Below are 20,648 nucleotides of genomic sequence, written 5' to 3'. Positions count from 1 at the left end.
CCCTTAGATGTGGAAACTTAACACGCTTCCCCTAGTCAGTGTTTTAGCCCTAGCAGCCTGCGGCGGGGGAGTTCAGATGGAGATAACAATACGCCTATCGATCCACCGCCACCAAATTTAACTCGATGCGAGCAGCAAACTCAATTAACGGTTATATCTACCTCTTCGGCCTTAGAGTTTGTCATCGAACCCAACTATAACGCCAATCAATCCGCCGCCATAGTCGCAAGAATAGGTGACTCGGATAGTAGAGACCTTGCCTTTGAGTGGTTACAAACAGCGGGTCAGTCCCTCATACTGAAATCGGTAAAAAGTCCTATTCTAGCATTTCAATTTGCCGATGCTGGAGACTATAGCTTCTCCGTTAATGTTTCAGGTAACGGAATGTCCTTCAATGAAACCGTCAATATCTCTGTTTCGGCAATGGCTACAGCTCAGTTCAATGTCCGCAGCGACCAACAGGTGGTTGAAGGTAACGATGTCAGTGTCAGAACCGATAGAGTCGGCGTCAATGCAGATGAAATCCCATCTGCGCTTAGCTGGTGTATCGCATTGGGGCCCGAGCTAAACATAGATATCAGTAATATTGAACGCCCTCAATTTAAGGCCCCGGCAGTTAACTCAGATACTATCGCCATATTAAGAGCAACTGGCAGCGTCGATGGTGAAGAGGTTACCGATGAGGTCCTCATGCTAATCACTAATGAGTCTGTCATTACCTCCCCCTATTTCGATGAACCTGTCGCCCGTACATTTGCCTACAGAGAGAACTCATCCTATAGAAGCGCACTCAATTCGTGCGTTTATTCCAATCAACTGCTCTCCCCCTGTAGCATCCAGCAGTTACCCTTACTCGGTCAGACGATCTCCCTCTCTGAAAAAGAGAAGATCATGGAGAGAGTCCTGGTGTCTCATCAATGGATGGGAGACAATTTCGAGACATTTCTCGATAAAATGGATCCAGACAGTGACTTTGCTCAACTATTACAATCGGTAACCGCCATAGTGATCAGCTATGATATTCGCCCATCATTTTATTGGGTTGTCACAGGCGCGATATACTTAGATCCCACAGACCTATGGTTACTCGCCGAAGAGCGAGATGTGATCAACGAAGCAGCCGATTTTCGTAGCGCATTTGGCAATCAGTTAGGATTCATCATGCCTTGGCGTTATGTAAAAGATAATGTCTATGTATCATACTCGAGCCCAAGAGAGCTTAGGACCGAACGCAGTATGGCCCAGATGAGTCCAGACTTGTCTTCGCTATTATTTCATGAGCTCGCCCATGCCAATGACTTCTTCCCGAGTTCGATTTACGACACCATCCCCGTCGATGACCAAACTTTGTTAGATCACTATAATCGCCGAAGCTCGGCCGGCGAGTTAATATCCGATCGAGTCACGTCTCTGTACCCCCTTTTAAGCGACGAGATGTATAGTCTCGCCGACGTCAGCTTCAGGGGAAAAACCGCCACAGCTGCGCAGCAAGCTTATCTGCCAAGTGACATCACCGCCTTCTTCTCCGAGGACAGTGCAACGGACTATTACGCCTATTCAACCAGCCGTGAAGATACCGCCATGTTGTTTGAAGAGGTCATGATGAGCTACAGATTAGGTATAATACGCGATGTTGGTATCACAGATAACCCGGACAATGCCACAGCTACCAGTATCATAGTTGACTGGGGACAACGCGGACGCATAGGTGAGAAGAGTCCAGGCTCTACGATCCCTCAAAGAGCGGCCTTCGTTATCAATCAAATCTTACCGGCTTTAGATGGCAGTCAGCTTATCGGGGATTTACCGGAACCAATCCAGATGACTCAAGGCCAGTCTTGGTTAGATAATCTGACTATTTCACCTCAGTTATCCCAGGCACTGCAGAAAAGAAACCCAGTGTCGTCAGACGATAGAGAAGTATCTCAAGAACGATTTATCCCCGAGCTGAGGATTAGTGGCGATAGGCATAAGATGAATTAACACCAATAAATAGCAGGCATAAAAAACCGGTAATAACATAGGTCATTACCGGTTTTTCATGACGTGTAATACCGATTGGTATCATTACAGCCTGAGCATCTTCTTAACGAAAGGGATCGTTAACTTACGCTGATGAACGAGTGAATCTTTATCTAACTTATCAAGCACATCAAACAGGGTTCTCAAGTCTCGGGCTAAACGATTTAGCAAGAAACGCCCCACATCGTCTTCGAGTTGCAGACCACGCATGGCTGCACGTCGCTGCAGCGCCGCCAACTTCTCCTCATCGGCCATGGGCTGTAGCTGATAATTGAGGCCCCACTGCATACGAGAAACGAGATCGGCCAGCACAAAGCCAGAATCTGTGGGTGAAATGCTGGCACTGACGATCAAGGAGCATTGGTTATTTTCAGAGACTCGGTTATAAAGGTCGAAAATTGCTTCTTCCCAAAGAGGATGACCGGCTATGGCATCGACATCATCGATACAGATCAGATCTAACTGCTCTAAACCTTCCAATAACGCGGGAGAAATGCTGGCATGTATGCCTAATGGTAAATAAAAGCTACTTCTTTGAAGATCGTTCGCATGGGCACAGGCAGCGTGCATCAGATGGGTTCGACCCGATTTAACTGGCCCCAAAGAAAAACAGCCTGATGGGCTGCTCCTTCGGCGCAGGCTTGTAAGCTTTGAATAAGCTCATCGTTGCCCGCTGCGGGATAGTAGCTGTTAAAAGTCTCATCATCGGGTAGATGTACAGGCAAAGACAGTTGTAATGGCGAGTTAGATTTCACTCAGATAATTCTCAATTACACGGGTAACACTTAGGGCTCATTTTAACACGAGTACCTAAAAATTCATATTCTATATCTAGCCTTGCCAGCGATACTCGGGGCCTTGCACCTCGTTAGAAGGCAGTGGATCAAATCCATCATCGGTCGGTGTCACAGGCATTGACTCACCCAAGACACTGACTCTAGGTTCGAGTTTCATCAATCTGCGTAGATCTTCTTCGGTGCCGAATAGATCCAATTTAAACTTAGCCGAAGTGCCTTGTAATTGTGTCAGCTGAACTGATTTTACGGCACTGAGTTGCTTAAAATATTTCTCAATTTCGACCACTTGTTTGAGTTCGGTAATATCAACAAACGTTACATAACTATCTAGGTCGCTGCCCGAGTCCGCAATCGCATAGCGTCCAACATAAAATTCACTCACCCCTGAGATAATCTCATTCACCGCAGTATCGAGATCTTTAACCACTTTGCTTTTACTCGTTAGTGGGGTCGACATGGTTTCGCCAGTGGATTTGGGATACAAGGCAAAGCTATATTCGACGGACTCTCCACGCGTGTCGATAGACGCCATAACGAAATAATCAGCCTGATAACGCTGAGATGCCCTAGCCACCTGTTCGACAAACTTGCCGCGAATATCATTGAGGGTCACATTCATGTTGTCATCGAGATCCATGATAGGAAACAGTAAAGGTACCCCGTTCGATTCTGAAGCAGATTGGAACAGCTCCCGGCTATCGAGCACAGATTCATCATTGACGATCTGTCTTGCTTCCGCATCGTCCTCAACGAGCCATATCAAGGTCAAAGGCCTCTGTTTGCCCCAGACCGGTAATTGAGCATCTCTTAAGAGCTGGATAATACGTTGATGATCGAAACTGACCTGTAAAAAAAGCTCGCCGTCGATCTCCTTGTATCCGAATTGACTGAGTAATGAGGAGGGGTTTTTCACCTTGGCCTGAACACTTGGATGAGAGATGGATGCTTTGGTGCCTGAATTTTTCAGAACCACTTCTCTCAGCCCTATTGAAATGGCTTTTTGTCGCTGGGCAGCGGAGCGGGACTCAACCGGAACCAAGGTTTCATCGAGTTGGTAAACTTCGGCAGCACTCACTAGATTGGTTTGTAACAATAAATAGCCAGCACAAAAAATCGAAGAGTTTAATAGGGTTTTCAGCATCTTCACTGTTCTAACGGGAGACAAGATAACAAAATTGTATCACATCTTTGTTCACTCCAGATAATTCACTTGGCTATTTCATCTTTTCTGTATCGTTTTTTGTTTTTACCTAAAATTCAAGCCAGCATGACACTAATTACTATGAAAGTTTTCTCATACTGTTAACATTAGCCAGGTACCCAATAACAGAGATAATAATGAAAAATTTCGCCCTCGCCCTTCAAGGGGCTCAAATGCTGTTTGTGGCTTTTGGCGCCTTGGTATTAATGCCTTTATTGACAGGATTAGACACTAATGTTGCCCTGTTTACCGCAGGTATAGGCACACTGATTTTCCAGTTAATCACTAAAAGGCAGATCCCCATTTTTCTCGCCTCTTCATTCGCCTTTATAGCCCCTATCATGTACGGCGTACAGACTTGGGGATCCCATCTACCATGGGGGGACTGATGGCAGCCGGTGTTGTCTATCTGATTTTAGCCAGTCTGGTCAAAGTTCGGGGTGATGGTTTCATCAAACGTCTACTTCCCCCCGTCGTTATCGGGCCCGTTATCATGGTAATAGGACTGGGTTTGGCCCCGGTCGCCGTGAATATGGCCATGGGCAAGAGTGGTGATGGCTCTCTGGTTATAGTGGAGCAAAATATCGCGTTAATCATCTCACTCGGTGCCCTGCTTACCACAATAGGCATCGCCATCTTTGCTAAAGGGATCTTCAGATTGATGCCCATCTTAGCCGGTATTCTAGTGGGTTATGGTTTAAGTCTCAGTTTTGGCATCGTCGACTTTACCCCAGTCGCCCAAGCCAGTTGGATAGCCATGCCCAATTTCGTCGCCCCGGAATTTAACTGGCATGCCATTGCATTTATGATCCCCGTCGCCATTGCGCCAGCCGTGGAGCATATCGGCGATATTCTGGCTATCTCTAACGTTACGGGGAAAGATTATCTGAAGAAGCCTGGACTACACAGAACCCTTGCCGGTGACGGTGTAGCAACGATTGCCGCCTCGGCTTTCGGTGGACCACCAAACACGACCTATTCAGAAGTGACTGGTGCAGTCACCTTAACCAAGTCATTTAATCCAGTGATCATGACATGGACTGCTATTACTGCCATTATTCTCGCCTTTGTTGGCAAGCTCGGCGCCATCATGCTGACCATCCCCGTCCCTGTGATGGGCGGTATCATGTGCCTCTTGTTCGGATCGATTGCAGCGGTAGGGTTAAACTCACTAATTAAGAATCAGGTGGATCTCACCGAGCCAAGAAATCTCTGTATCGTAGGAGTCACTCTGGTATTTGGCATCGGCGGCATGGCCTTGGGTATCGGCTCATTTAGCCTGACCGGGATCAGTCTGTGCGGTATCGTAGCGATCACCATGAACTTGTTATTACCTATGTCTAAAGACACTGAGTCAGAGCCGGCTTAATACTAATAAGTAAAATGCTAGTCCCATAAAAAAGCCTTTCAAATGAAAGGCTTTTTTTGACTGACTCGCTTAACTAAAATTAAGCGTTCTTTTCATCTTCAGAAGCATATTTTGCCGCTGTCTCAGTGATAAGCGTCTGCAGCTCACCTTTCTGGTACATTTCAGTCAAGATATCACAACCACCGATCAACTCACCTTCAATCCAGAGCTGAGGAAAAGTCGGCCAGTTGGCGTATTTCGGTAGTTCAGAGCGGATATCCGGATTCTGCAGAATATCAACAAACGCAAATTGTGCATTACAGTTGATCATGATTTCAGCAACCTGGGATGAGAAGCCACAACTAGGCAATTTGGGAGAACCTTTCATGTAGACTATGATTGGGTTTTCGGCGAGTTGTGCCTTGATTTTCTCTACTGTTTCGTTTGTTTCCATTTCAATTCCTAAACTGCACGCACAATTACTAATAATTTCTCCTATTGTACTTCAGGTTTACCCATAAAAAAAACCTACTTTTTAAAAGGTTATTAAATATAAACATTTTTATTGATTTAATCGAGAAATTGAAGATACTGATAAGGAATTTTCAAGTAGAATTAAATTCTAGAAATATAATAAACCTAACTTAGAGTGGAGCAACTCATGGCTTTTGAACTACCTGCATTACCGTATGCAAAAGACGCACTAGAACCTCATATCTCGCAAGAGACTATTGAATTTCATTATGGCAAACACCACAACACCTATGTTGTTAAGCTAAATGGTCTAGTTGACGGCACTGAACTTGCTGAAAAAAGCCTTGAAGAGATCATCAAAACGTCAACTGGCGGTATCTTCAACAATGCCGCACAAATCTGGAACCACACTTTCTACTGGAACTGCTTATCACCTAATGGTGGCGGCGCAGCAACGGGTGCAGTGGCTAAGGCGATTGATGACGCCTTTGGTTCTTTTGAAGCGTTCAAAGCTAAGTTCACCGATTCGGCCGTCAATAACTTCGGTAGCGCATGGACTTGGCTAGTTAAGAATGCTGACGGTAGCGTAGCGATTGTTAATACTAGCAATGCTGCTACACCTTTGACCGATAGCACAGTTACCCCAATCATGACAGTCGATATATGGGAACATGCTTACTACATCGATTACCGTAACGTACGTCCTGATTATTTGGCCCATTACTGGGAATTGGTTAACTGGGATTTCGTTAATCAAAATTTCGCGTAACTCGCCGAAAGATAATGCCTGGGTAAAAACCTAGCACACAGACAAGAGGGAGCCATTTAGGCTCCTTTTTTTATTCTTCCCGGTAAGTTCCACTGAAACGCCTCCTGACTACAAGTGCAACAGTTGCATTTGCAACTGTTTCTCTTTGTTTTATTTGACTTTTTTATGACGCAGTTTATTTTTTAGGTCTAATATTAAAAGTAGGAGACTGGTTTTCCGTTATCGCTTACACACTTTTTAGGCGTTTCAGGGGGTGGAATATGGGCATTTTTGAGCATTACCAACAGCGCTACGAACAGAAACTCGACGAAGAGTATTCTCTGCAAGAGTTTTTAGAGATCAGCAAACAAGACCGAAGTGCATATGCATCGGCTGCCGAACGGCTGCTACTCGCTATCGGTGACGCTGAGATCACAGATACTTCCAAGGATCCAATTCTCAGTCGTATTTTCTCAAACCGGCTGATTTCTCGGTTCCCGGCATTCAAAGATTTCTACGGTATGGAGGAGGCCATAGAACAGATCGTAGCTTACCTTAAACATTCCGCACAAGGTTTAGAGGAATCGAAACAGATATTGTATCTCCTCGGCCCAGTCGGTGGCGGTAAGTCTTCTCTGGCTGAGAAACTGAAAGACTTGATGCAGAAAATCCCTATCTATGTGCTAACCGCCAATGGCGTTAGAAGTCCTGTTAACGACCACCCATTCTGTTTATTTAATCCTGATGAAGACAGTGAGTTATTGGCAAAAGAATACAATATTCCCATCCGATATCTTAAGTGCATCATGTCTCCTTGGGCAGTAAAACGTCTACATGAATACGGCGGCGATATTTCCAAATTTAAGGTGGTAAAGGTTTTCCCCTCCATTTTGGATCAGATGGCCATCGCCAAGACTGAACCTGGTGACGAGAACAATCAAGATATCTCCTCTCTGGTCGGTAAGGTGGATATTCGCCAGCTTGAGCATTTTGCGCAGAATGACGCCGATGCCTACTCATACTCTGGCGCCCTGTGCCGGGCAAACCAAGGCATCATGGAGTTTGTCGAGATGTTCAAAGCGCCAATCAAGGTGCTTCATCCACTACTGACGGCGACTCAGGAAGGCAACTATAATGGCACCGAGGGCTTATCTGCCCTGCCCTACAGCGGCATCATTCTGGCTCACTCTAATGAGTCTGAGTGGACGACGTTTCGCAACAATAAAACCAATGAAGCTTTTCTGGATAGGGTTTATATCGTTAAAGTGCCCTATTGCTTGAGGATGTCTGAGGAGATCCAGATCTACAGGAAATTACTGTCTAACTCTGAGCTAACCAATGCCCCCTGTGCGCCGGGCTCACTGGAAACCTTAGCCCAATTTAGTGTGTTATCCCGTATCAAGTCACCCGAGAACTCATCCATTTACTCCAAGATGCGTGTCTATGACGGTGAAAGCCTGAAAGACACAGATCCTAAGGCAAAGTCCTATCAGGAATATCGCGATTATGCCGGCGTCGATGAAGGTATGCAGGGCCTATCGACACGTTTTGCCTTTAAAATATTATCTAAAGTATTTAACTTCGATCAGACTGAAATAGCGGCCAATCCTGTACATCTCTTCTATGTACTCGAACGTCAGATCGAACAAGAGCAGTTCCCCACCGAAACCGCCGAACGTTATCTGGAATTTCTTAAGGGTTATCTGATCCCTAAATATGTGGAATTTATCGGTAAAGAGATACAAACAGCTTATTTGGAGTCTTACTCTGAGTATGGACAAAATATTTTTGACCGTTATGTCACCTATGCCGATTTCTGGATACAAGATCAGGAATATCGGGATCCTGATACCGGCCAGCTTTTCGACCGTTCCGCACTCAACGCTGAGCTGGAAAAAATCGAAAAACCCGCCGGGATCAGCAACCCCAAAGATTTCAGGAATGAAATTGTCAACTTTGTACTCAGGGCGCGGGCCAATAACGAGGGCTCAAATCCTCTGTGGACTAGTTATGAGAAACTCAGAACCGTCATAGAGAAGAAGATGTTCTCTAATACTGAAGATCTGCTCCCTGTGATCTCTTTCAATGCCAAAACATCCACGGATGATCAGCGTAAACACGATGATTTTGTCAACCGAATGATGAAGAAAGGCTACACCAAGAAGCAAGTCAGACTCCTATCTGAATGGTACCTGAGAGTACGTAAGTCTTCTTAATATAGGCAGACCGGGAGCAAGACACGCTTCCGGTTATGCTCAGGAGGTGCGCATGGCGAATTTCATAGACAGAAGACTCAATGCTAAGGGAAGAAGTACGGTTAACCGTCAACGATTTATCAATCGCTACAAGCAACAGATTAAAAAAGCCGTGAGTGATGCGGTGACGCGTCGTAGCGTTACCGATGTCGATAAGGGCGAGAGAATTGGTATTCCCACCAAGGACATCAGTGAGCCTTCATTTCATCAAGCCCAAGGTGGAATAAGAGAACGAGTCCATCCCGGCAACGATCAGTTTATCAAAGGAGACAAGATTGAACGTCCGCCGGGCGGTGGAGGCCAAGGTTCGGGTCAGGGAGATGCTTCCGATTCAGGAGAAGGCGACGACGATTTCGTATTTCAAATTTCGAAAGACGAATACTTAGAACTGCTTTTTGAAGATCTAGAACTACCTAACCTGCAGAATAATCGACTCAACAAATTAGTCGAATATCAGGTTTATCGAGCCGGGTTTACCAATGATGGTGTCCCAGCCAATATCAATATTGTCCGTTCATTGAGGTCTTCACTGGCAAGACGTATCGCCATGTCTTCGAGTAAGAAGAAGTTACTCGGTGAGCTAGAGATTGAACTCGAAGAGCTCGAGAATACCCCGGGCGCCGAAGCCGAACGTATATTGTTTTTGAAAGAGCAAATTGAAGAGCTAAAACAGAAGATAGCTAAAGTGCCTTTTATTGACACATTCGATTTAAGGTACAACAACTTTGCTAAACGTGAGGTCCCCTCGAGTCAGGCCGTCATGTTCTGTCTGATGGACGTATCAGGCTCTATGGATCAGGCAACGAAAGACATGGCCAAGCGCTTCTATATCTTGCTGTACCTCTTTCTAACCCGTACCTATAAGAATTTAGACGTTGTCTATATTCGTCACCATACCCAAGCAAAAGAGGTCGATGAACATGAGTTCTTCTACTCACAAGAAACCGGTGGCACCATAGTCTCCAGTGCGCTGAAACTGATGCACCAGATCCAGAAGGAACGTTATCCGGAGAGTGAGTGGAATATCTATGCGGCGCAAGCATCTGACGGTGATAACTGGGCCGACGACTCACCCGGTTGTAAGCAAATACTGGAGAAGAAACTATTGCCTGTAGTGCGTTACTTTAGCTACATAGAGATCACCAACCGAGCTCACCAGACACTGTGGCGCGAATATGAGGGCCTACAGAAGTCTTTCGATAACATAGCCGTACAGCATATCAAACAAGCAGAAGATATATATCCTGTGTTTAGAGAACTCTTCAAGAAGCAAGCTGTATAAGGGGGCGTTATGGATAACAAGAAGAAACGGACACCGCTCGATGATGGGCCAGATTGGAACTTCGAACTGCTGCAGAAATACTTAACCGAAATAGAGAGGGTTGCCGCCCACTATCGGCTCGACTCCTACCCCAACCAAATTGAAGTGATCACCGCAGAACAGATGATGGATGCCTATGCGGGTATCGGCATGCCTTTAGGCTACACCCATTGGTCCTTCGGTAAGAAATTTATTGAGACTGAACAGAGTTATAAACGCGGTCAAATGGGACTGGCTTACGAAATTGTCATCAATTCTGACCCATGTATCGCCTATCTGATGGAAGAAAACACCATCACCATGCAAGCCTTGGTGATGGCTCACGCGAGTTTCGGTCATAACAGTTTCTTCAAAAATAACTATCTTTTTAAAACCTGGACCGATGCCAGTTCTATCATAGATTATCTGGTTTTTGCCAAGAACTATATCAGCCAGTGCGAAGAGCTCCATGGCATAGAGCAGGTTGAGCTGATAGTAGACTCTTGCCACGCTCTGATGAACTATGGGGTCGATAGATATAAGCGGCCGAGTGAGATCTCATTTAAAGAGGAGCAGCTCAGGCAGAAAGAGCGTGAAGAATATCTCCAGAGTCAGGTCAACGATCTGTGGCGCACCGTGCCTAAGGCACATCAAGAGCAGGACGAAAAAACCGAGTTAAGGTTTCCTGAGGAACCTCAGGAAAATATACTTTACTTCATCGAAAAACATGCGCCCTTATTGGAGCCCTGGCAAAGAGAGATAGTGCGGATAGTAAGGAAAATGGGGCAATATTTTTATCCTCAGAAACAAACCCAAGTCATGAATGAAGGCTGGGCCACATTTTGGCATTACACGATTTTAAATCACCTCTATGATGATGGCTTAGTGACAGACAGATTTATGATGGAGTTTCTGCAGAGCCACACCAATGTTATTGTGCAGCCAAGCTACAACAGCCCCTACTACAATGGCATTAATCCTTATGCCTTGGGCTTCAACATGTTTATCGATATCAGACGGATCTGTGAAGATCCTACCGATGAAGACAGAGAGTGGTTTCCTGATATTGCTGGCAGCGACTGGTTAGAGACTTTACATTTTGCCATGCAAAATTTTAAAGATGAAAGCTTCATTAGCCAATACTTGTCACCTAATATCATCAGGCAATTTAAATTGTTCAGTATTTTGGATAATGATAAGAAAAACTACCTTTCAGTCTCAGCGATTCATGATGAGCAGGGATATCAAGATATACGTCAAATGTTATCCCAACAGTACAATCTTTCCAATCTTGAACCCAATATTCAGATCCATCAAGTTGCAGTCACCGGCGATCGTTCACTTACCCTACAACATATTCCAACTAATCGAATGCCTTTAGCTAAAAGTTGCCAGGAGGTGGTAAAACATCTGCACAGGCTCTGGGGATTTGACATCAGATTGGAAGAGGTTAACGAGCAAGGAGTCGCCACGGTTATCGCTGCTTGTCCCGATAAAGAAAAGGAGTCCGATAACCTGTAGTTCGATAAAAATCAGGCACAAAAAAAGCGCCAACAGGCGCTTTTAACATTCACATATAAAAATTATGCGAATGTAAAATCGACATGCTCAATAAGAGTCTTGAATGCGTGACGCTGCATTGCCTGAACACGAACACTCACTTCTTTACCATCTACAGCGATAGTTAGAACGTCAGTGTAGAATTCTTTGTTTTCTTGGATGTTGATGATATCTTTTTGGTTAAACTTGATAGAGATAGGCTCTTTACCAGCACCATAGATAACAGCAGGAACTTTGTTCGCATGACGTAGGCGGCGGCTCGAACCTTTCCCGATTTCAGTGCGGATTTCAGCAGCAATAGTATAAGACATGTTTTTCTCACTTAAAAAATAATATTAATTTCAGAGTGTCCCTACTTTCGACCAGCAAGGACGTTTTTACGCGGCGAAATAATAGCATAATGACATAGGGCTAACAAACTGTTTTATTGTGACGACCGTAAAGATTCATCAATCATTTATGACCAAGTACGGACCGGACCGGTATCGACATGAATAAACCCAGATCTGGGGTAGTAACCGACACCGCCTAACTTAAGTTCAATGGCCGCATCTCGAAGATCAGTCAACTTCACATCCTCAAGCGCAATATCCATAGCCATACCTTTCATATGATAGCTTTTCTTGGCTACACCGCTGCTTTTAGCCGCTAACATGGCGTTAGTCTTAGGTGAGCGATATCCCGAGATAACATTGAATTCCTGCTCTATGTTTAGCGACTCTTTGAGCTTAAATAGCAAATTATAGAGGCGCTTATCCATAGGCGCCGATTCATTACGTCGATGATCTCTCAAAATATGACTAAAATCTGACAAAATCTCACTTTGGTAATTTCCATCCACCCAATAGCTTCCCTGCCCACGCTCCCCGGTATGCAAATTATAAAAACCTAAACGACGAACGCCTTTCGTCGAACGACTTGCATAAACTTTAGAAGGAACCATCGAAAACATTGCAGCGCCACTAAGACCTAGCAACAACTGCCTACGAGTTGGACATACTACAGACACACTACCACCATTGATTATTTTTCAAGCAAAACAGCAGACAAACTAAACTGAAACCTGACAAATATCAAGTTAACAATAATAAAGGTATACGATAAGCATCACAGGCTCATGGAGACGCACGAGCCGATGCTAAGTTAAGTGTTGAATTTCTATGGTATATATCATTTCTAAATTGAGCGGCGCCCCACTTGTCTACCCAAGCGGTCCAGTAAACCAAATGAACGGGTAGACTCTGATCTAAAGAAAACCATTGAGTCTTTTGTCGTTCAGTCTGCATATCGACCCAAGTCTGTTTATCAGTTACCAGATTAGATGCCATCCAGTTGGCTAGTCCCTCGACATTTTCAATACGTATACACCCGGATGAAAGTGCACGGTTAGATTCTTCAAACAACTCCTTGTCGGCAGTATCGTGTAGATAGACACTGTATTTATTCTCAAAATAAAACTTATAGCGTCCTAAGGTATTGCCTTCTCCTGGCTTTTGAACGAGACGATAGGGAAAATGACCATGAGCTAAATCTTGCCACTCTTGCGCGGTTTTACTCACCATTTCTCCCTGACGATCGAAAACATTAAAATTTCGATCCTGAATATAACCGCCATCTTCCCTGACTTTAGGCAAGAGATCCCGAGTTAATAAACGCCTGGGGACACGCCAGCTTGGATTGATCACCAGGTTTGAAATTCGACTGCTTAATAGTGGAGTTTGACGATAGGGTTTACCCACTATCACCCGAGACTGCAATGCCACTTGACCATTATCGATAAGTTCTAATTCAAATGCTGGAATGTTTATAATTAAAAAACTAGGTTCAATTGAGGCTAAGTAACGGGTCTTATTTATAAAGTTAATCGCTAACAATTCAGCCCGCTTCACGGGTTTAATATTGATCCAGCGAAGCGTTTCGGGGCCAATAATGCCATCTAATTTCAAACCATGACGCTGTTGAAAAAGTCTAACACCATTTTTAACATTAGCATCAAACAGTATACTGACCGGATTGTACTCTCTCAAATCGCCTAGCCCCTTTAATCTGCGACTGATTTCAGGTACTAAGCTATGTTTATCGCCCAGCTTTAACCAAGAGTTAGAGGCTAATTCACTCCAGTCCCCTTTTTGATCTAGCCAGAGTAAATAGCGGATCTTATTACTCGTGGCTAGATAATCCTTAGAGAGTGGCTCCAGGGAAATAACCTGTTGAAACAAGTTCTCCGAGCTTTTCATGTTCATTGCATTGGTAGGGATCCCTAGGGATGCCCAAAATTGCTGCAGCTCAGATTTAATCCGCTCGACTCTGGCTTGTTTTAACTTCATGGGCCCTAAGGTTAATGCCCTATAATCTTGTTCAATTTGCTTTGATGGTTTAATTAATCGTACAAATTGAACTTGATAGAGCAAAGAATTAAATGCGGCTTCTGAGCTATCCATAGCAAGGAGTGGTCTGGTACAGAACAAAATAATTAAGACAGCGAACACCATTGCACTCGAACACCTTGTAAACATAAATTCACCTCCATGATCGACAGATGCAATCTCCGAATTTTCACCAGTTGTAAACATATCTGGCTAGTGGTTTAAGTATGGCAAAATTTAAGGTGGGCTGAGTAGAATACGAAAGGAGGATTTTTCGAACCTCCATTTAAAATGGAGGTTCAATCACTTAAAAGAATGAATGGTTAGCTTAAAGTTGCTCGAACGATCACAGTTTCACCTGAGCCGGGGAAATATTTGAGCTGCCAATTTTCTGAGCCCTTAGAGCGATCATCGGATATATAATTATAATAACAATACGAACCGCCACTGATTGAGGAGCCCGCACCATACCAGTAAATGATATCAGTCTGACCACCAAATGAGGCATCGGCATGAGGAGCTAACACATAGTCATCCCCCTCAAGCAGCCCTTGCCACACTTCTTTACAACTATCACCGAATAATATAGTCCCATCACCGCCATTAGTCGTACTCAAGGGATAACCTGTAACACTCGAGTCTACAGTGCCATCACCATAACAGACCAGATCTTCAACACGAGCACTGGCTCCCGATGCTGCCCAGCAGCTGTGATACATAGTGACCCCGGAGCGAAATGCCCCAAAAACCCCTTTAGCCGCCGAGTCATGGGCATCTTGACCTAAATTGATGAACTTAGGCAGGGCAATAACTGCTAGAATACCTAAAATAATAATAACGACCACAAGCTCGATAAGGGTAAAACCTTTTGAAACAACACCTTTCATAACCAACAACCTTCTACTACTGATACAAAATAAAACGTATACATTATATCGTACCCAGGCTTTCAGAGTCACGAACTTGGTAGCAAATTATCTAAATTCTTAACCTAGGTCACAGAACAAAACGGTTAAAATACATAATCCTAGAATTAAGGAGGTTATCAAATCCTGGTCTACACTCAGTTAATCAAAGACCTCTCGGCACAGTTCTCAAGGAAGATAAACGTATGATGAGAAAATGGTCCTGCACGTAAACAAAATTCTCATCCTTGATGATCTGCACAATAATCATATCGCCTTGGCGAAGGGCATTACAGCCCTTAACAAATACCCAGCTTGTACTGGCCAGCTCAGGCTGTAAGACATTATCTAAGCTGATAAATGATAAATTTGCAGTAGTTCTTACTCGATATCAACATGCCCGACATGGATGGCTATGAGATTGCGGAGTTAATTTCTGCTACTAAATCCCCTATCGTCATGTTGACGGCTCGATATATTAAAAGCTTACTAAGCTGGTGCGATCGACTATTTGATCAAACTGATTGAAATGCCCTATGAAGAGTAGCGAGGGATTTTAAATCTATTTCTGGATATTTAGATACAAAAAAGCCCTGACTACTGTCAGGGCTTAAATGATGGTACCCGAGGCCGGACTTGAACCGGCACGCCTATTAAGCGAGGGATTTTAAATCCCTTGTGTCTACCGATTCCACCACTCGGGCAAACTCGTTGACTTTGATGATACGTATTATCGGTAGTTAATACTGTTTTGCTCTTAATAAAAAGCCAAACTCATCACAATCTAAATATGGAGGCGCGACCCGGAGTCGAACCGAGATAGACGGATTTGCAATCCGTAGCATAGCCATTCTGCCATCGCGCCAATTTTTTATCTTGTATTATTGGAGCGACCTTCTCTTATAAAGAGAGGTTCGAACCTATGACCTGTATGATTGGAGCGACATATCGGGTTCGAAACAAATCACCGATAACCTATAACTAGGTATCGCACAGTTGATATAAATAAAAAGTCAACTGAGCTAATGTCGCACGTCTTTTAGGTCACAATATGATTGGAGCGACATATCGGGTTCGAACCGATGACCTATACCTTGGCAAGGTATCGCTCTACCAACTGAGCTAATGTCGCTTTACATCAATACACATCTTATTTTGCAGCAAGTTGTTTCCTAAGAATCTTTCCCCTGACTGCGAAATGGCATTCTACCGATTTAGCATCAAGAGTCAATCGCATATTTGCCGATAAATGACTGCTTGAATACTAAATAGCCTCATTGCATTTTAATTACCCGATTCCGCCGTCAAATCCCCCCAAGCGGCCAAGATATAATTCATCATTGACCAAAAAGTGAGGACTGTGGCAACGTAAAATAGTGCGTATGCAGCATAGGTAAGGAGATCGTTGGGATGCCAGATAAGACCTGTGATAGCCACCATCTGTGCAGCCGTCTTATATTTACCGATCCAGGAGACAGCAACGGCCCCTCTCTTACCAATCTCAGCCATCCATTCACGCAGCGCCGAAATAACTATCTCGCGACCAATCATGAATAATGCCGGTAATGTGAGCCATATATTATTGTTATCGGCAACCAGCAGAACGAGTGCGGTGGTAACCATGATCTTATCAGCCACGGGATCCAGAAAAGCACCGAATCGAGTAGACTGCTTTAATTTTCGAGCTGCATAGCCATCTAATGCATCGGTAACAGCTGCTAACCAAAAAATAAAGGCTGCTGCAAAAGGCGCCCAAGAGTAAGGAAGGTAGAAAACCACTATAAACACAGGTAACAGAAATATTCTGAACAAAGTTAAAGCTATAGGTATATTAAACGGCATGAGAAAACCAATAGTTTAAAAGCAGCGCCAATTTTGCCTTAATTTAGCTAGCCTCGCAATGAATCATGTATTGTTTATGCCATTTCGAGTCTAATCTGGGGCTCTTTTGCTCATATCAGTCACGCTTGCACCCTTCATTTACTGTGCATCGCCTAAAGTTGGTAACGCTTTTCGACCTTATGACTGTACACACAATGACCTTAAAGGCGTAAATCTTACATCTCTACGATCATTTACTTCCTGTCACTTATTGCTATGGTGCCTGTGATGCCCAAGCGATGAGAATCATCAGCAATGTGTTGAATCGAGTACAACTCAGTCCCTTGATCCCGTAGAGAAAGCGAGTCGTTTCACCAAAATTCAAGCTTCAATCGTTAACGCTATCTAAAAACCTGACTAGCCTCGTAATAAATCATGTATTTTTTGCGCCATGTCTACACTGATCCCCGGCACTTTCGCCATTTCTGCCACACTTGCGCTTTTCACTTCCTGTATTCCACCTAAAAATTGTAGCAAGGCCTTGCGGCGTTTAGGTCCGACACCGGCAATGGATTCGAGTGTAGAAGTATTGCGTGTCTTCTGTCGCTTATTTCTATGACCTGTGATCGCAAAGCGATGAGACTCATCACGAATATGCTGTATCAGGTGCAAAGCACCTGAGTCTGCCGCGATAGAGAAAGAAAGTTCATTTTCACCATAGATCAAAGTTTCCAGGCCCGGCTTTCTCCCCTCTCCTTTAGCGATACCGATTAACATAGGAGCCGTATCAATATCAGCGAATTTTTCATCTACGATTTTTTGTGCAATTCTAAGCTGACCTAAACCTCCATCGATAAATAAAATATCCGGGATCTTGCCAGTTTTATCAATTTTATCAAACCGCCTAGTGATCGCCTGCTTCATGGCCGCATAATCATCACCTGGCGTAATACCATTAATGTTGTAACGACGATAGTCAGCCTTGTTCGGACCTTCTCGATTAAAAACAACACAGGAAGCCACAGTGCTCTCTCCCATAGTGTGGCTAATATCGAAACATTCCATTCTTTGGACTCGCGTCGTCATTTCCAGGGCCTCTTCTAGTAATAAGAAGCGCTGTTCGACGGTATTCTTATGAGACAATCGGGTATTCACCGCATTAGTCGCGTTTGTGACGGCTAAGCGTAAAAAATTCGCTCTCTCACTTCGTACATTCGTTTTAATCTCAACCTTTTTATCCAGCGCCGTTTGTATCGCCTTCTCTAACTGGGGCAGATCATCGAAGCTCTGACTCAATAAAATCTCTTTCGGCAGCGTCCTTTGACTATCGCCATTGAGGTAAAACTGGATCATGAACGCACTCAAGACTTCATCCATATCGGTTTGAGCCGGTACACTTGGATAGTAGCTTCGGCTACCAAAAATTTTACCATTGCGTATGAAAAGCAGATGAAAACAAGCCACACCCGATGCGTAATAAGCACCAATCACATCCATATCACCAGAGGTACCTGACACCTCCTGCTGCTCAGCCACTCTTCTCAGTGCAGATATTTGATCTCGGTAGCTGGCCGCTTTTTCATATTCAAGGGATTGCGCGCAAGCCTCCATTTTCGACACTAGCTCAACCATCACCTGTTGATTCTTACCCTTAAGAAATAAGCTTGCCAGTTTGACCTGAGCTTCATACTCTTCACTACTGATTTTATCTACACAAGGGGCACTACAACGACCTATCTGATATTGTAAACATGGCCGAGAGCGAGATTTATAATAAAGATCATCACATTGTCTGATAGGAAATATTTTTTGCATCAGATGCAAGCTTTCTCTAACAGCACCACCATTTGGATAAGGGCCAAAATAGGCCCCTTTGTCTCTCTTAGGTCCACGATGATAGGCAAGTCTAGGGTGTTTATGATGACTCAGTAAAATATACGGATAGGATTTATCGTCTCGAAGTAACACGTTATATCTGGGCATATACTGCTTGATATAATCATTTTCGAGGATCAGCGCATCGGTCTCACTGTGAGTCACAGTCACATCGATGTTAGCGATATGAGAGACCAGGGCTTGGGTTTTTACATGGTCAAGGTTTTTACGAAAATAGGAGCTTAGGCGTTTCTTAAGATCTTTGGCCTTACCCACATAGATGACGGCATCCTCTGCGTCATACATGCGATAAACGCCCGGCGATGAGGATACACTTTTTAAAAAAAGGACTGAATCAAACTGAACTGGCATAGGTAAAATGGCTAAAGTTGTTTACGCTAATGAATCGCGATAGTTTTTATTCATGACTAACGAATTTCTAACATTAGTCATGTTAAATGACTAGAACTGCCCTGCATCAAGCATTTTATAACGGATCGCGAGGCGTGTCAGCTCAACATCACCATTGATACCCAATTTAGCAAATAAACGATAGCGATAGCTATTTACTGTCTTAGGGCTCAAATTAAGTTGCTCAGCAATCTCACTCACCTTTTCGCCATTGGTGATCATCATCATGATCTGTAACTCACGCTCAGAGAGTGATTGGAATGGATTCTCATCACTCGAGTTAAATTGACTCAGAGCCATCTGCTGGGCGATTTCCGGAGAAAGATACCTTTGCCCATGTGCCACTTGCCTAATCGCCTGTAACACCTCAGGTGGTGTCGCACCTTTGGTAAGATAGCCAGATGCACCAGCCTGCATCACCTTGGTCGGGAATGGATCTTCAGTTTGAATTGTTAGTACAATAATTTTTGCATGTGACTGATAACGTAAAATTTTACGCGTTGCTTCCAAGCCACCGATCCCAGGCATATTCATGTCCATCAGGATGACATCGGCTTCGTTACTTCTACTCCATTGAACCGCTGTTTCACCATCGCCCGCTTCGCCCACGACTTTAATGCCCCGCTCATCTTCAAGAATACGGCGAATTCCGGTGCGGACTAGCTCATGATCATCAACTAAATATACTGAAATCAATTCAAATTACCTTAGGGTAAATGTGAAGAATCTTGCCTGATTCAAATTCTTATTTAATGCTAATTTAGCCCATAAACCCTCAATAAGAAAGCTCGTTTTTTAATATGCTAGTTGATTAATCGCAGGTAAGCCCTTACATTGAGTAGATAATAATCAAGATATTGTATTTCTTTTATTTATGCAGACATAGATTAAACCCATCATGATTAACTCGATAGTCGAGCATTAAATAGCGCAATAAGAAAGCCAAATAACTGGCAGGTAAATGCTTTCAGCCCTGAATCGAATACTCAGACGATGAATGAGATTTTGTTGCTGCTTCTTTTTACTATCTAAAATGCACAAAACAGAAAACGAAAAAACCCCAACATTTCTGCTGAGGCTTCGTCTTGAATGTGGCCAAGAGATAGCTGACTTCAAACAATAGGAACCAAAGGTTCATATTCCTATCATCTTCTAAAACGAAAAAATGCTACTCTTTCGAGTAGCATTTTTCCTTGAATATGGCTGAGAGATAGGGATTTGAACCCTACATTGATATGCTATAAACCCATGACTCAAAAAATATATATTTACGAACGAAAAAACCCCAACATTTCTGCTGGGGTTTTCTCTTAAATGTGGCGGAGAGATAGGGATTTGAACCCTAGATGGGCTATAAACCCATGCCGGTTTTCAAGACCGGTGCATTCGACCACTCTGCCATCTCTCCGAACGCTGCGAATACTATAAGTATCTAAGTTCGAAGTAAACTCTTTTTTTAAGATTTGGGTTAAGTGGCTAGGTAACACACAATATTTCGTGGAAGATAGCAGATGCTTAAGCTTGGCTTTAATATACCAGTTCCACTAATAATGTGATCTTTCAGC

General features: G+C 43.8%; 13 protein-coding genes, 4 tRNA genes and 3 pseudogenes. 6 read left to right on the top strand and 14 right to left on the bottom strand.

The annotated features are described in order from the left end of the window. The first annotated feature begins 7 nt into the window (after nt 1-7). Nucleotides 8-1,983, top strand: a pseudogene (locus FM037_RS12345) (hypothetical protein). 84 nt (nt 1,984-2,067) lie between these two features. Here the strand turns inward: FM037_RS12345 and hda are convergent. Continuing rightward, nucleotides 2,068-2,777: pseudogene (gene hda / locus FM037_RS12340) on the bottom strand (DnaA inactivator Hda). Nucleotides 2,778-2,853: 76 nt separating this feature from the next. Beyond that, nucleotides 2,854-3,960: a DUF2066 domain-containing protein gene (locus FM037_RS12335; protein WP_144046251.1), complete on the bottom strand. Its 1,107-nt coding sequence runs from the start codon at nt 3,958-3,960 to the stop codon at nt 2,854-2,856. A 197-nt stretch (nt 3,961-4,157) separates the two neighbouring features. Here FM037_RS12335 and FM037_RS12330 point away from each other — a divergent pair. Continuing rightward, nucleotides 4,158-5,389 (top strand): annotated as a pseudogene (locus tag FM037_RS12330) (uracil-xanthine permease family protein). 79 nt (nt 5,390-5,468) lie between these two features. Here FM037_RS12330 and grxD read toward each other — a convergent pair. After that, a complete protein-coding gene (grxD, locus tag FM037_RS12325; RefSeq protein WP_144046250.1) occupies nt 5,469-5,822 on the bottom strand; it encodes a Grx4 family monothiol glutaredoxin in 354 nt (117 codons plus the stop codon). Between the two features lie 207 nt (nt 5,823-6,029). Between grxD and sodB the strand changes: the two genes are divergently transcribed. The 4 genes from sodB (at nt 6,030) to FM037_RS12305 (ending at nt 11,666) form a co-directional block, all read left to right on the top strand. Then, nucleotides 6,030-6,611 (top strand): superoxide dismutase [Fe], encoded by a 582-nt coding sequence (sodB, locus tag FM037_RS12320; RefSeq protein WP_144046249.1) that lies wholly within the window; start codon nt 6,030-6,032, stop codon nt 6,609-6,611. A 260-nt stretch (nt 6,612-6,871) separates the two neighbouring features. Then, nucleotides 6,872-8,806 carry a PrkA family serine protein kinase gene (locus tag FM037_RS12315; protein ID WP_144046248.1) on the top strand — a complete coding sequence of 645 codons (1,935 nt, stop codon included), beginning with the start codon at nt 6,872-6,874 and terminating at the stop codon, nt 8,804-8,806. Between the two features lie 52 nt (nt 8,807-8,858). After that, nucleotides 8,859-10,127: a YeaH/YhbH family protein gene (locus FM037_RS12310; RefSeq protein WP_144046247.1), complete on the top strand. Its 1,269-nt coding sequence runs from the start codon at nt 8,859-8,861 to the stop codon at nt 10,125-10,127. Nucleotides 10,128-10,136: 9 nt separating this feature from the next. Then, nucleotides 10,137-11,666, top strand: coding sequence for a SpoVR family protein (locus FM037_RS12305; protein ID WP_144046246.1), 1,530 nt, complete (start codon nt 10,137-10,139; stop codon nt 11,664-11,666). A gap of 62 nt (nt 11,667-11,728) precedes the next feature. On the opposite strand, the gene rplY is transcribed toward FM037_RS12305, so the two are convergent. The 11 genes from rplY to FM037_RS12245 all read right to left on the bottom strand — a co-directional run bounded on the left by rplY (nt 11,729) and on the right by FM037_RS12245 (nt 20,491). Then, nucleotides 11,729-12,016 carry a 50S ribosomal protein L25 gene (gene rplY, locus FM037_RS12300; protein WP_144046245.1) on the bottom strand — a complete coding sequence of 96 codons (288 nt, stop codon included), beginning with the start codon at nt 12,014-12,016 and terminating at the stop codon, nt 11,729-11,731. Nucleotides 12,017-12,162: 146 nt separating this feature from the next. Then, nucleotides 12,163-12,657, bottom strand: a complete 495-nt coding sequence (locus FM037_RS12295) for a DUF882 domain-containing protein (RefSeq protein ID WP_152830403.1) — start codon at nt 12,655-12,657, stop codon at nt 12,163-12,165. A gap of 163 nt (nt 12,658-12,820) precedes the next feature. After that, the gene (locus FM037_RS12290; protein WP_185977018.1) at nt 12,821-14,221 is read right to left on the bottom strand and encodes a L,D-transpeptidase family protein; all 1,401 of its coding nucleotides are present in this window, start codon (nt 14,219-14,221) and stop codon (nt 12,821-12,823) included. Nucleotides 14,222-14,394: 173 nt separating this feature from the next. Continuing rightward, entirely contained in the window at nt 14,395-14,958 is a 564-nt protein-coding gene (locus FM037_RS12285; protein WP_144046242.1) for a type IV pilin protein, read from the bottom strand. 636 nt (nt 14,959-15,594) lie between these two features. Next, nucleotides 15,595-15,680, bottom strand: a tRNA-Leu gene (locus FM037_RS12275). Between the two features lie 87 nt (nt 15,681-15,767). Beyond that, a tRNA-Cys gene (locus tag FM037_RS12270) sits at nt 15,768-15,841 on the bottom strand. 191 nt (nt 15,842-16,032) lie between these two features. Further along, nucleotides 16,033-16,108 (bottom strand) — tRNA-Gly (locus FM037_RS12265). A 152-nt stretch (nt 16,109-16,260) separates the two neighbouring features. Beyond that, entirely contained in the window at nt 16,261-16,818 is a 558-nt protein-coding gene (gene pgsA / locus FM037_RS12260) for a CDP-diacylglycerol--glycerol-3-phosphate 3-phosphatidyltransferase (protein ID WP_144046240.1), read from the bottom strand. A 396-nt stretch (nt 16,819-17,214) separates the two neighbouring features. Then, nucleotides 17,215-19,044, bottom strand: coding sequence for an excinuclease ABC subunit UvrC (gene uvrC / locus FM037_RS12255; RefSeq protein ID WP_144046239.1), 1,830 nt, complete (start codon nt 19,042-19,044; stop codon nt 17,215-17,217). Nucleotides 19,045-19,134: 90 nt separating this feature from the next. After that, nucleotides 19,135-19,779 carry a UvrY/SirA/GacA family response regulator transcription factor gene (gene uvrY, locus FM037_RS12250; RefSeq protein ID WP_144046238.1) on the bottom strand — a complete coding sequence of 215 codons (645 nt, stop codon included), beginning with the start codon at nt 19,777-19,779 and terminating at the stop codon, nt 19,135-19,137. Nucleotides 19,780-20,400: 621 nt separating this feature from the next. Then, a tRNA-Ser gene (locus FM037_RS12245) sits at nt 20,401-20,491 on the bottom strand. Nucleotides 20,492-20,648: the final 157 nt, after the last annotated feature.

The sequence above is a fragment of the Shewanella psychropiezotolerans genome (assembly GCF_007197555.1).
GTDB classification, from domain to species: Bacteria; Pseudomonadota; Gammaproteobacteria; order Enterobacterales; family Shewanellaceae; genus Shewanella; species Shewanella psychropiezotolerans.
This window is presented reverse-complemented; position numbering and strand designations above follow the sequence as displayed.

Coding starts and splice junctions, on each gene's coding strand:
- FM037_RS12305 (WP_144046246.1), top strand. CDS start 10,137: ATGGATAACAAGAAGAAACGGACACCGCTCGATGATGGGCCAGATTGG.
- FM037_RS12315 (WP_144046248.1), top strand. CDS start 6,872: ATGGGCATTTTTGAGCATTACCAACAGCGCTACGAACAGAAACTCGAC.
- grxD (WP_144046250.1), bottom strand. CDS start 5,822: ATGGAAACAAACGAAACAGTAGAGAAAATCAAGGCACAACTCGCCGAA.
- uvrC (WP_144046239.1), bottom strand. CDS start 19,044: ATGCCAGTTCAGTTTGATTCAGTCCTTTTTTTAAAAAGTGTATCCTCA.
- FM037_RS12310 (WP_144046247.1), top strand. CDS start 8,859: ATGGCGAATTTCATAGACAGAAGACTCAATGCTAAGGGAAGAAGTACG.
- rplY (WP_144046245.1), bottom strand. CDS start 12,016: ATGTCTTATACTATTGCTGCTGAAATCCGCACTGAAATCGGGAAAGGT.
- FM037_RS12295 (WP_152830403.1), bottom strand. CDS start 12,657: ATGTTTTCGATGGTTCCTTCTAAAGTTTATGCAAGTCGTTCGACGAAA.
- FM037_RS12290 (WP_185977018.1), bottom strand. CDS start 14,221: ATGTTTACAAGGTGTTCGAGTGCAATGGTGTTCGCTGTCTTAATTATT.
- pgsA (WP_144046240.1), bottom strand. CDS start 16,818: ATGCCGTTTAATATACCTATAGCTTTAACTTTGTTCAGAATATTTCTG.
- sodB (WP_144046249.1), top strand. CDS start 6,030: ATGGCTTTTGAACTACCTGCATTACCGTATGCAAAAGACGCACTAGAA.
- FM037_RS12285 (WP_144046242.1), bottom strand. CDS start 14,958: ATGAAAGGTGTTGTTTCAAAAGGTTTTACCCTTATCGAGCTTGTGGTC.
- FM037_RS12335 (WP_144046251.1), bottom strand. CDS start 3,960: ATGCTGAAAACCCTATTAAACTCTTCGATTTTTTGTGCTGGCTATTTA.